Here is a 12,454-nt window from a genome sequence, read left to right as displayed (position 1 = left end):
CCTCAGCAACCCCACCCAGCGGCAAGAGAGGACGGAGACCCCCATGGCCATGGACAGGCTCCATCACCCGGAGCTCCGGACGCTCGTCCAGACCACGAGCTTCCACGCGCGACACCAGCCCACAACTCCCGCGGTTCTCTTCGAGGGCCGCACGATGACGTACGAGCAACTGCACCGAGAGAGCAACCGCATCGCCCACGCCATCCAGGCCGCCGGACTCACGCCGGGCGACCGGGTCGCGTACCTCGGCAAGGAGTCCGAGCACTACTACGAGATCCTCTTCGGCTGTGCCAAGAGCGGCACCGTGCTCGTCCCCGTCAACTGGCGGCTCGCCGCGCCCGAGGTCAGCCACATCCTGCGGGACTCCGGGACCCGACTGCTCTTCCTGGAGGACGAGTTCGGGCCCATCGTCGAGAAGATGCCGACCGCACCTCCCGGCACGGTCGTCGAGCTCGGAGAGCTCTTCGCCGTCTGGAAGGCATCCCACCCCGACACCGACCCGACACTGCACGTCACCCCCGACACCCCCGTCGCCCAGCTCTACACCAGCGGCACCACCGGACTGCCCAAGGGCGTCGTGCTCGCCCACCGCAGCTTCTTCGCGATCCGCGACGCGCTGGCGAGCGAGGGGCTGGACTGGATCGACTGGCGCGCCGGTGACATCGCGCTGATCGGCATCCCCGGATTCCACGTCGGCGGCCTGTGGTGGGCCACGCAGAACTTCAACGCCGGAACCACGATCGTCGCGATGCGGGCCTTCGCCGCCCGCCAGGCCGTCGACCTCATCCGCGACCTCGGCATCACCACCGCCTGCGTCGTCCCGGCCATGCTCCGCATGATGCTGACCGAACCCGGCGCCAGCGCCAAGGACTTCACCACCCTCCGCAAGACCGTCTACGGAGGCTCTCCGATCTCCGAGGCCCTGCTGGAGGAGAGCCTCGCCGTTCTCGACTGCGAGTTCGCCCAGATCTACGGCCTCACCGAGACCGGCAACACCGCCGTCTGCCTGCCCCCCGCCGCGCATGTCCCCGGCGGCTCCCTCATGCAGGCGGCCGGGCGGCCGTATCCGGGGGTGGGCAGCAAGGTGATCGACGCCGACGGGCGCGAACTTCCGCCGGGCACGGTCGGGGAGGTCTGTCTGGCCACGCCGGCCCACATGGTCGAGTACTGGGGACTGCCCGACAAGACCGCCGAGACCCTCGTCGACGGCTGGATCCACACCGGGGACGCCGGATACATCGACGAGGACGGCTACGTCTTCATCCGCGACCGCATCAAGGACGCCATCCTCGTCGCCGGCGAGAACGTCTACCCCGCCGAGATCGAGAACGTACTGGAGCATCACCCCGGTGTGGCGGAGGCCGTCGTCGTCGGCGCCCCCGACGAACGCTGGGGCGAATACGTGCACGCCTTCGTCGTCCCCGCGCCCGGGCAGCCGCCCAGCCCCCGGGACCTGCACACCTTCCTCGTCCCGCGGCTCGCGAGCTTCAAGCTGCCCGCCCGCTACGAGTTCATCGACAGCGTCCCGCGCAACCCCAGCGGAAAGATCCTGCGCCGCGAGCTGCGCGACCGCTTCTGGGGCGACAGCGCACGCAAGGTCAACTGACCCTCCAACAGGCCTGATTGAGAGAGAACGACATGCCTGCTCCCTTCACGCTGGAGGGCTTCCGCGCGGACCTGGCGGAGTTCCTGTACCAGCAGCCCGACGAAGTCGACCTCGAAGAGAACCCCATGGACGCCGGACTGGACTCCCTGAGGATCGTCACCCTCCTCGAACGGTGGCGGGAGACCGGCGCGGAGGTGACCTTCGTCGAACTCGCCGAGTGCACCTCGTTCGCCCAGTGGTGGCAGCTGCTCTCCACACGGCACAGGGGAGCGGACCATGCCGACGCCTGACAGCGACATGAATGACACGGCGCGGCGTCATCCGTTGCTCGCCGCCCAGGAAGGCATCTGGACCGGCCAGCAGCTCGACCCGGACAGTCCCGCGTACAACACGGCCGAGTACGTGCTCATCGACGGACCGGTGGACACGGCCGTCTTCGACGCGGCCCTGCACCACGTGGTCGCGGAGACGGAGGCCCTGAACGTCGCCTTCGTCGTCGACGACCAGGGCCGCCCCTGGCAGACGGTCGCCCCGGCCGGCGACTGGCGCCTGCACACGGCCGACCTCACCGTCGAGCCCGATCCGCACGCGGCGGCCCGAGCCTGGATGGACGAGGACATGGCCCGCCCCGTCGACCTTGCGCGCGGCCCCGTCTTCGGCCACGCCCTGCTGCGCACCGGACCGGAGCAGTACCTCTGGTACCACCGAGTGCACCACATCGCCCTCGACGGCTTCGGCCTTTCGCTGGTCGCCCGTCGGGTCGCCCAGGTCTACACAGCCCTGACAGCGGGCGAGCCGGTGGTGGACAGCGGCTTCGGCACCCTGGCCGCGGTGCGGGACGAGGAGCGCGCCTACCGGGAGTCGCCCCGCTTCGCCAGGGCCCGCGCCTACTGGGCGGACCGGTTCGCGGACCGGCCGCCCGTGGCGACACCGGCCGGCCGCACGGCCCTGCCCGCGCGCACGTTCCACCGGCGGGTGGCGGACCTCGACACGGCGCAGACGAAGGCCCTGCGTGCCGTTGCCCGCGACCTCGAACTCACCTGGTCCGAGGTGCTGTTGGCCGTGACCGTGGCCCAGCTGCAGCACGCGACCGGCGCGCCGGAGATCGTCCTCAGCCTGCCGGCGATGGGACGCCTGGGCTCCGTATCGCTGCGCGTTCCCTGCATGGTGCGCAACATCCTGCCCCTGCGTGTCGCGGTCACGCGGTCGGACAGCCCGCGCGACCTCGCCACCCGGATCTCCCGCGAGCTCCGCGCCGCACTTCCGCACCAGCGCTACCGCTACGAACAACTGCGGCGCGATCTCAAGCTCGTCGGCGGACAGCGCCGGCTGTCCGGCCCTGGCGTCAACATCATGCCCTTCGAGTACGACCTGCGGTTCGCCGGCCACCGCAGCACGGTGCACAACGTCTCCGCGGGCCCCGTCGACGACCTGTCGGTCAACGTCTACGACCGTTGCGAGGGCGGGGGACTGCGCATCGCCGTGGACGCCAACCCCGACCTCTACGACGAGGCGGACGTCGCCGCACTCCAGGAGGGACTGCTCTCCTGGCTCAGGGAGGCCGTCGCCGCCCCCGACCGGGCGCTCGGCGACCTGGGTGTGCGCGAGCCCGTCCCGGTCCTGGACGGTGAGCCGCTGCCCGGCCCCGTACGCCCGGTCCCCGACCTGATCGCCGACCACGCCGCCCGGCGCGGCGGCTCCGTCGCCGTCGAGCACGACGGCAACAGCATCACGTATGCCCAACTCTTGGGGTCGGCACGTGCACTCGCCCGCCGACTGGCCGCGCGACGGGTCGGCCACGGCGACCTGGTGGCCGTGGCCCTGCCGCGCGGTATCGACGCGATCACCGCCATCCTCGGCGTCCTGCTCTCCGGTGCCGCCTACTGCCCGCTCGACCCGACGGCGCCCCAGGCCCGCAGGGCGGAACTGCTGGACGACGCCCGGCCGGTCCTGGTCCTCACCACCAGCGCCCACGCCGACGCTTTCGGGGACCGCGTCGTTCTGCGATACGACCAGCCGGAACCCGAGTCCGCGGCCGCCCATCCGGCGGCACGGACGACGACAGAGGACCTCGCCTACGTCCTCCACACCTCGGGCTCCACGGGGCGCCCCAAGGGCGTCGAGATCGGCCACCGCGCCCTCGCGCGCTTCGTCGCAGGCGCCACACACCGCTACGGCCTTCACCACCAGGACCGCGTCCTGCAGTTCGCCCCCCTGCACTTCGACACCAGCGTCGAGGAAATCTTCCTCACGCTGTGCGAGGGCGCCACGCTCGTCGTCCGCAGCGACGACATGACCGATTCCGTCCCCGGCTTCCTGGAAGCCTGCGCACGGCTGCGGATCAGCTTCCTCGACCTGCCCACGGCCTACTGGCACGAAGTGGCCTACGCCGTTTCGACCGGCGCCGTCACTCTGCCCGCCGACGTGCGCACCGTCGTCATCGGCGGTGAGGCGGTCCTCCCAGAACGGGTCGACCGCTGGCGCGAGGCCGTCGGCACGTCGGTCCGGTTGCTGAACACCTACGGTCCGACCGAGGCCACCGTGGTCGCCACCGTCGCCGACCTCCACGACCCCTCGCTCGCCCCGGGCGACGTCCCCATCGGGCTGCCGCTGCCCGGCACCCGAGCCGCGGTCGTCGACGGCGAACTCCACCTCCTGGGCGACAACCTGGCCCTCGGCTACCGCGGAGACCGGCCACCGGACACCTCCCGCTTCGCCCCTCTCGGCCGGCTCCCCGGAGCGCCCCGCGCCTATCGCACCGGCGACCTCGTACGGATCGGCGACGACGGCCAACTGCGCTACCTGGGCCGGTCGGACACCGAGTTCAAGATCAGCGGACACCGTGTGCATCCGGCCGAGGTCGAGGGCGCCCTGCTCGGCCACCCGGGAGTCCGTGGCGCGGCTGTCGTAGGACAGGTGCTGGGGGACGGGACGCGGCGCCTGGTCGCCTACGTCGTCCCGGACGGGCCCGCCCCGGCCGTGGCCCTGATCAGGGACCACCTCCGGAAGAGGTTGCCCGCGGCGATGATCCCGTCGGCCGTCGAGTTCCGTGACCACCTGCCCCGCACGAGCTCAGGGAAGATCGACAGGAACGCGCTCGCCACGACGGCACCCGCCCCCGATACGCAGGGGGCCGCTTCCGACAGCGCACTGGAGCGCGCCATCGCCGCCGTCTGGCGACAGGCGCTGGGCGTGGCCGCCCTCTCCCCGCGGGACGACGTGTTCGACCTGGGGGCCCACTCGCTCCAGGCCATCCAGGTCGCCAACCGCCTCGGCGTCGAACTGCACCGTGACGTGAAGGTCGCCTGGCTCTTCCAGCACCCGACCCCGGCCGAGCTGGCGAGGTTCCTGGAGCGGCGGGAGCAGCCTCGTCCGGCCGCTCCCGGCCTGTCGGCGGCCCTGCGCGCCGACACCGTCCTCGACCCGGACATCCGACCCGGCGACGGACCCCGGGCGAGCAGCCCACCGGAGAGAATCCTGCTCACCGGCGCCACCGGCTTCGTCGGCACACACCTGCTGGCCGAGCTTCTGACGAACACCGGCGCGGAGATCGTCTGCACCGTCCGCGCCGCGAGCCCCGCCGAGGCCACCGCGCGCATCCGCCAGGCCCTGGAAACCCACCGGATCCACCTCCCGGACACGGCGCGCAAACGCATCACGGCGGTCCCCGCGGACCTCGCCCGCCCCCGCCTCGGCCTGGACGAGGTGCTCTTCGCCGAACTCGCCCGTACCTGCGGGGCGATCTTCCACAACGCGGCGACCGTCAGCATCATGCGCGAGTACGCCACCCTCCGCGCCGCGAACACCGAGTCCACCCGGGACCTGCTGCGCCTGGCGGCCGTGCGCTCGACCCCCCTGCACTTCGTGTCGACCCTCTCTGTCGCCCCACCCCTAGGCCTCGCCCCGGAGGTACCGGAGGCCTTCCTCCCGTACCACGCCGGACTGCGCCACGGCTACCAGCAGTCGAAGTGGGCGGCCGAGTGCCTGCTGGAACAGGCCGCGGAGAGGGGCCTGCCGGTCACCGTGCACCGGCTCGGCCGGATCGTCGGCCCCTACGCCACCGCTTACGTGAACGAGCGGGACTTCCTTTGGAGCGTGCTGCGCGCGGGGGTTCCCGCGGGCATCGTCCCCGACCTGTTCGAGGAGGAGACCTGGACACCCGTCGACCACGTCGCCCGGGCGCTCGTTCACCTCTGCCTCGGACAGCGCCCGCCGGGCGCGACCGTCTTCAACCACGCCGCCGCCGGCCTGGTGAGGCTGGATGACGTCTACGACTGGCTGGAGGAGTACGGCTACCCGCTGCGGCGTATGCCGCTGGCCCAGTGGCGTGCCGAACTGCCTCGCCCCTTCGGTGACTCCGGTGACTCAGGCGTGGCGGCGACCACGCTCGCCCTCTTCGACTCCTGGGACGCGGACACCGACGACGCGACCGGGCCCGACCTGCGCCTGGGACGTGTCCGCGCCGACAACGTCGTGAACGGTCTGCGCGGCAGCGGTATCACCTGCCCGCCCGTCGACCGCGACCTCGCCTTCCGCTACCTCGACCGCTGCGTCACCACCGGAACCCTGCCCGCCCCGGCCGGGAAGCGGTGCCATCCCGCCACGCCCGCAAGGTAGTTGGGCATGTCCGGGAACTCAGGGGCTCCACCCCCCGACTACTGCGACAGAACCCGTCGCCTCACGAGCACCCCGCAACAAGGAGCCAGCATGTCGAAGAAACGGCCGGTCGCCGTCGCCCTGGCCGGCGCCCTCTGTCTGGTCACGACGGCATGCGCCGACTCGTCGACCGACAAGGGCGCCGCCACCGGCGGCAACGCAGCCGCGGCCGCCGCGAAGTCCGGCTATCCGGCGACGATCGAGAACTGCGGGGTGTCCGAGAAGTTCACCAAGGAGCCCAGCCGGGTGGTCGTGATGAACGGCGCCTCGGTGGCCGAGGTCTCCACACTGCTCTCCCTCGGCGTCGGCGACCGCATCGTCGCCAACCAGCAGAGCTACGGGATGTCCGAGGTGGCGGGCCGCGCCAAGGCCATCAAGGCCCTGCCGACCGGCAACGTCAAGCTCAACGACGCGTACGACATCCCGCGCGAGGCGATGATCGGGCTGCGGCCGGATCTGGTGCTGTCCACGACTTCGTACGGCTTCGACGCGAAGAACGGCTTCGCCACCCGCGACCAGCTCAGGCAGGTTGCCGCCAACACCTACGTCTCCCCGCAGGGCTGCGACCAGGACACCTCCCACATGACCATCGCCGACAGCTACACACTGCTGCGCGACATGGGCAGGATCTTCAACGTCAGCGACCGCGCCGAGAAGCTGATCGCCGCGTCGGAGAAGAACATCGCCGACGTCTCCGCGAAGGTGAAGGGCGAGAAGCGGCCCAAGGTCATGGTCCTGTTCTCCAACATGGCCATGGGCGGCAACGACTTCAGCTCGGTCGTCGCCAAGGGCATCTACAACGACATCCTCGCCAAGGCCGGCGGCGGCAACGCCTTCGCGTCGGCATCCAAGACCTCCTTCGCCGACCTGAGCAAGGAGAAGGTGGCCGCCACCGACGTGGACGCGCTCGTCGTCATCGGCTACAACGACCCCGACCCGGCGGCCTACGCCAAGAAACTGCTGAAGGAGTTCCCCCAGTGGCCGGCCGCGAAGAACAACAAGTACGTGGCCGTGTCCGACTCGATGTACCTCGGCCCCAGCAACGACCTGGCCGTCGAGAAGGTCGCCAAGATGCTGCATCCCGACAAGTTCTGAGCCCCAGCCGCCTGCGGCTGCCGCTCGCGGTCGCCGGCCTGCTGGTCGTCCTCGTCGCCGTGATGGTGGTGGCGGTGAGCATCGGCGCGGTGAACATCCCGGTGGCGGACGTGTGGGGAATCCTCCTGCGCCACGTCACCGGCCGGGGCGCCGCCGGTGACCCGGCGCTGGACCAGATCGTGTGGACCTTCCGGGCGCCCCGCGTCGCCCTGGCCGCCCTGGTCGGCGCGGGCCTGGCCGTCGCCGGGGCGGTGCTCCAGACCCTGGTCTCCAACCCGCTCGCCGACCCCGTCGTCCTGGGCTTCTCCTACGGTGCCTCCCTGGGCGCCGTGCTGGTCATCACTCTGGGCGGGGTGGCACTCGGCGGCCTGGGTGGTCTCGGCGTGTCCGGCGCGGCGTTCGTGGGCGCCCTCGCGGCCGGGGCCCTGGTCTTCGCCCTGGGACAACGCCAGGGCCGACTGGCCCCGACCCGGCTGGTGCTGGCGGGGGTCGCGGTCGGCTACGTACTGCTGTCGGTGACCAGCTTCGTCCAACTGCTGGCGACGCCCACCGAGCTGCGGACGGTGATGTTCTGGATGCTCGGCAGCGTCGCCGGCGCCCAGTGGAGCCAACTGCCCACGGTCACGGTGGTGGTCCTGACGAGCACCGTCGTGCTGACCCTGTTCGGACGGCGGCTCAACGCCCTGCTGGCCGGCGACGAGTCCGCGACCGCGCTCGGCGTGGACGTCAACCGGCTGCGCGCCGTCCTGCTGGTGATCAGCGCGCTGCTCACCGGCACCGTCATCGCCGTCGCCGGCGGCGTCGGCTTCGTCGGCCTGATGATCCCCCACCTGGTCCGCCTCACCACCGGCGCGGACCACCGCAGACTGCTGCCCCTGACCGCACTCCTGGGCGCCACCTACCTCGTCCTCGTCGACCTGCTCTCCCGCACCGTCAACCGCCCCAACGAACTGCCGCTGGGCATCCTCACCGCCCTGCTCGGCGCCCCGTTCTTCCTGTGGCTGCTGCGCCGCAACAAGGGCCTGGACACCATATGAAGGGCTGGACACCGCATGGAGGGCCCGGACACGTACGAAGAGCCTGGACGGCGTATGAAACTGACCGTGGACCAGCTCCACATCTCCCTGGACCGCAAGCAGATCCTGCGCGATGTGCACTTGGAGGCCGCCAAGGGCGACATCGTCGGGCTCGTGGGCCCCAACGGCAGCGGCAAGTCCACCCTGCTCCGCACGGTCTACCGCTCGCTGCGGCCGGCCGACGGCGTGGTCAGGGTGGGCGGCGACGACGTATGGGAGCTGTCCGCGCGCACCGCCGCCCGCCGCACGGCTGCCGTCCTCCAGGACGCCGGCACCACGACCGGCCTGACCGTGACCGAGATCGTCGCCCTGGGACGTACACCCCACCACGGGCTGATGGGCCGGGACGGCGCCGAGGACCGTGAGGCCGTGGCCGAGGCGGTCGAGCGGTGTGGGGTCGGCCCCTTCGCGGACCGCGACTACGCCACCCTCTCCGGCGGCGAACGCCAGCGCGTCCTGCTGGCTCGCGCCCTCGCCCAAGGACCCCGGCTCCTGGTCCTGGACGAACTCACCAACCATCTCGACATCCGCGCCCGGTTCGAGCTCCTGGACCTGATCCGCAGCTCAGGGATCACCACCCTGGCGGTCCTGCACGACCTCGACCTGGCCGCCCGGCTCTGCGACCACCTCGTCGTGCTCCACGAAGGCGCGGTGGCGGCGGCGGGACCCGTGCTGGAGGTCCTGACACCGGACCTCCTGTGCGACGTCTTCGGCGTCAGGGGCGCCACGGAACGACACCCCGACGGCGTCGTCCGCATCACCTATGCCGCCCAGCCACTCGCCCTCGACCGGGAGCCCGAGCCCGCGCCCGAGCCCGAGCCCGCGGAGCGGTGACGCCCCGTCACGCGCCGTGTGGCTCGTACTGGATTCCGGTCCGGGTCGGCCTCCGGGACGGACCAGCGGATCGAGCTGCGGTGCCGTGGTCAGGTCGTGATCCGCGACGAGGCCGAACCCCTTGGCACACCGCACCACACCCGCCCGGGGCCCGAGGGTCAGGACCCGCACCGGAGACGACGCGATGTGGGCAGCCCAGAACCCAGTACCTCCCAAGCACCGGCGACGTCGAGTTCCCCGGCGCCCTCGAAGAGGAGGACGCCGACGGTCGGGTTGTCGTCGTTCATGGGAGTCGTGCCGGCGTCATGCCGACGCCACGGTGAGCCGGTCCAGGGCGCCGGCCTTGGCCTGGGTGACGAGGTCGGCGAACTGCTCCTCGCTCATCTGCACCCGCTGTCCGAAGTCGTCGGTGATGCGCACCCGCTTGTCCTCGGGGGCACCCGGGTCCAGGAAGAGCTGGGGACAACCGCAGTTGCAGTCGCCGCAGAAGGTCGCGATCGGTTCCGGGTTCACGTCAGCCATCTGTGCCACCTCGTCGCTTCCGCCGCGCCGGACGGTCCGGCAGGTCAACGATGCCCGGCACACGACCGACGACAAACGGGCTCAACGCATGAGAAGAGCCACGCGGTTGGCGGGAACTGACCGCGACTGGCGAACGACTCGTGGAGCGGGCCGGGTGTGCGACGGAGCGCCGTGCGGGCGAGAGATCACGACCGTACGGCGGCAGGTATCTCCCTGCACGCGTCGGCGCGGATGCGGCACCGGCGTGTGCCGACGCTCCCGGATCAGGCGGCGACGGCGACCCCGGCCCCGAACCCCGCCTCGACGATCGCGGCCCGCACCCGCGCATCGTCGAGCCCGGCGCCGGTCACGATGACCGCGCCGACGCGCGCCGCCCCTTGGCGGGCATGTCCGGCTGGGACACCGTCAGGGTTGGCGTTGCCGGTCGTCGTTCGAGTCGGCGGGGGGCCGTGAGCGGAAAGTTCGGCGGTAGGTGTCCGGAGGCACGCCGACCGTGCGGTTGAAGTGTCGGCGCAGCGTCGTGGCGGTGCCCATGCCGGTGGCTGTCGCGATGGCGTCGACAACGTCGTCGGTGGTCTCCAGCAGCTCCTGGGCGCGGCGGATCCGCTGCGTCAGCAGCCATTGCAGCGGAGTGGTGCCGGTCACCGCCCTGAACTGGCGGCCCAGATTGCGCGAGCTCATCCCTGCCCGGCGTGCCAGGTCCTCCACGGTGAGTGGGTCGTCGAGGCGTTCGATCACCCAGGGGAGCAGCGCGGCGAGCGGGTGGTCGTCCCGGGTGGGCACCGGGGCGGCGACGAACTGGGCCTGGCCGCCGGCTCGGTGCGGCGGCACGACCAGGCGGCGGGCGACGGCGTTGGCGACGGACGAGCCGTGGTCGAGACGGACGAGGTGCAGGCACAGGTCCATCGCGGCGGCCTTGCCCGCGGAGGTGAGCACGCTGCCGTTGTCCACGTAGAGCACGTCCGGATCGACCTCCACCCGCGGGTAGCGGGCGGCCAGAGCCCCGGTGTGCGCCCAATGGGTGGTCGCGCGCCTGCCGTCCAGCAGACCGGCGGCGGCCAGCACGAACGCGCCCGTGCACAAGGAGGCCACGCGCGCACCTGCCTCGTGGGCCGCACGCACCGCGCCGACGAGATCGGCGGGCGGGTCCTCGTCAGCGTCCGCCCAGCCGGGGACGATCACGGTGTCGGCATGCCGGAGGCGGTCGAGCCCCTGGTCGGGCTCCAGCCGGAACCGGCCGACCCGCACGGCGGCCGACCCGCAGACCTCGACGTCGTACCACGGGACGGTCACGCCGACCGGAGCGGCGCCGAACACCTCGTACGCCATGGACAGTTCGAAGTGCAGCATCCCCTCGGTGAGGGCCAGCGCGACGGTACCCATGTCCGGAATTGTACGGGGCACGTCGTTCCGGACACTCACGGTGGGGTGGCCGCCCTCGCGAGGATGTTCTCAGCGGATCATTCGAGCACGGGGGAGAACCCATGGGATCGGGACAGACGGTGACGGTGTTCGGCGCGTACGGACACACCGGACGCTTTGTGGTGGCACAGCTGCGGGAGCGCGGATTCGTGCCGGTACTCTCCGGCCGCGACGCAGGCAAGCTGTGGGCGCTGGCGGCATCCACGCCCGGACTCGAGGTCCGGCCGGCGTCGGTCGACGACCCCGCCTCGCTCGACCGCGCCCTGGACGGTGCGGACGCTGTGATCAACTGCGCCGGGCCCTTCGCCGTGACCGCGGCTCCCGTGATCGAGGCGGCACTGCGCGCCGGGATCCCGTATGTCGATGTGGCGGCCGAGATCGAGGCCAATCTCGACACGTTCACGGACTTCGCGGACCGCGCCCGCGCTGCGGGAGCGGTGATCGTCCCCGCGATGGCCTTCTACGGCGGCCTCGGCGACCTGCTGGCCACCGCCGCGATGGGGGACTGGACGGCGGCCGACGAAGTGAACATCGCGTACGGACTGAGCAGTTGGCACCCCACCTCAGGGACACGCGGCGCGGGCACGGTCTCCCAGGAGCGGCGAGGCGGCCGGCGCGTCCGCTACACGGACGGGCGGTTGGAGTACCACGACGACAAGCCGACGCTCCTGAAGTGGCCCTTCCCCGACCCGATGGGCACCAGGGAGGTCATCGGGGAGTTCACGATGACCGACATCGTCACCATCCCCAGCCACCTCTCCATCCCCGAGGTACGCACCCATATGACGACCGAAGCGGCCGGAGACCTCTCAGCCCCGGACACACCGGCGCCGACCGCAGTCGACGAGAACGGGCGGTCCGACCAGACCTTCGTCGTCGACGTCGTCGTACGTTCCGGTGGCACCGAACGGCGCGCTGGCGCGAGCGGCCGGGACATCTACGCCGTCAGCGCGCCGCTCGCGGTGGAGGCGGTCCACCGCATCCTCACCGGCCAGACCCGCACGGTCGGTGTCGCCTCCGCCGGTGAGATCTTCGACGCGCCCGATTTCCTCCGGGCACTGTCCCCGCACATCTCGCTCGCACTGCTCCGGCAGCAGACAACGTCCTGACCGTCGCAGCGGCACCGCGGCCGCCCGGCAGCGTGGAGCAGAAGCCGCGGCGGCGCGCGACGGCGGTGAGCGGTCGCTCCGTGGTGACCAGGAGGTGGCCGTGCGGGCTTACGGATCTCCCCCCATGCTGGAAA

Annotated in this window: 9 protein-coding genes; 7 read left to right on the top strand and 2 right to left on the bottom strand. The window is 71.5% G+C overall.

Annotation, left to right across the window (positions count from 1 at the left end):
- Positions 1 to 43 precede the first annotated feature (43 nt).
- The 6 genes from ACIQTP_RS10420 (at position 44) to ACIQTP_RS10395 (ending at position 9,267) form a co-directional block, all read left to right on the top strand.
- Positions 44 to 1,606: a fatty acid--CoA ligase gene (locus ACIQTP_RS10420; RefSeq protein WP_403398271.1), complete on the top strand. Its 1,563-nt coding sequence runs from the start codon at positions 44 to 46 to the stop codon at positions 1,604 to 1,606.
- 32 nt (positions 1,607 to 1,638) lie between these two features.
- Positions 1,639 to 1,896, top strand: a complete 258-nt coding sequence (locus tag ACIQTP_RS10415) for a phosphopantetheine-binding protein (protein WP_403398269.1) — start codon at positions 1,639 to 1,641, stop codon at positions 1,894 to 1,896.
- The gene (locus ACIQTP_RS10410; RefSeq protein WP_403398266.1) at positions 1,883 to 6,223 is read left to right on the top strand and encodes an amino acid adenylation domain-containing protein; all 4,341 of its coding nucleotides are present in this window, start codon (positions 1,883 to 1,885) and stop codon (positions 6,221 to 6,223) included. Before ACIQTP_RS10415 ends, ACIQTP_RS10410 begins: the two co-directional genes overlap by 14 nt.
- Before the next feature lie 90 nt (positions 6,224 to 6,313).
- On the top strand, positions 6,314 to 7,357 hold the full coding sequence (locus ACIQTP_RS10405; protein WP_403398264.1) for an ABC transporter substrate-binding protein: 1,044 nt from the start codon (positions 6,314 to 6,316) through the stop codon (positions 7,355 to 7,357).
- A gap of 62 nt (positions 7,358 to 7,419) precedes the next feature.
- Positions 7,420 to 8,394, top strand: coding sequence for a FecCD family ABC transporter permease (locus tag ACIQTP_RS10400; RefSeq protein WP_403398262.1), 975 nt, complete (start codon positions 7,420 to 7,422; stop codon positions 8,392 to 8,394).
- A 54-nt stretch (positions 8,395 to 8,448) separates the two neighbouring features.
- Positions 8,449 to 9,267 (top strand): ABC transporter ATP-binding protein, encoded by an 819-nt coding sequence (locus ACIQTP_RS10395; protein WP_403398260.1) that lies wholly within the window; start codon positions 8,449 to 8,451, stop codon positions 9,265 to 9,267.
- Between the two features lie 303 nt (positions 9,268 to 9,570).
- Here ACIQTP_RS10395 and ACIQTP_RS10390 read toward each other — a convergent pair whose 3' ends face one another.
- Positions 9,571 to 9,789, bottom strand: coding sequence for a hypothetical protein (locus tag ACIQTP_RS10390; RefSeq protein ID WP_403398258.1), 219 nt, complete (start codon positions 9,787 to 9,789; stop codon positions 9,571 to 9,573).
- Positions 9,790 to 10,194: 405 nt separating this feature from the next.
- A complete protein-coding gene (locus ACIQTP_RS10385) occupies positions 10,195 to 11,172 on the bottom strand; it encodes a helix-turn-helix domain-containing protein (protein ID WP_403398256.1) in 978 nt (325 codons plus the stop codon).
- A 101-nt stretch (positions 11,173 to 11,273) separates the two neighbouring features.
- Between ACIQTP_RS10385 and ACIQTP_RS10380 the strand changes: the two genes are divergently transcribed.
- Complete coding sequence (locus ACIQTP_RS10380; protein WP_403398254.1) at positions 11,274 to 12,320, top strand: saccharopine dehydrogenase family protein; 1,047 nt, start codon at positions 11,274 to 11,276, stop codon at positions 12,318 to 12,320.
- The last annotated feature ends 134 nt before the right edge of the window (positions 12,321 to 12,454 follow it).

Source organism: Streptomyces sp. NPDC090798, from assembly GCF_044768965.1.
GTDB lineage: Bacteria > Actinomycetota > Actinomycetes > Streptomycetales > Streptomycetaceae > Streptomyces.
Note: the sequence above shows the minus strand (reverse complement) of the source record. Positions and strands in the feature narration are given on the sequence as shown.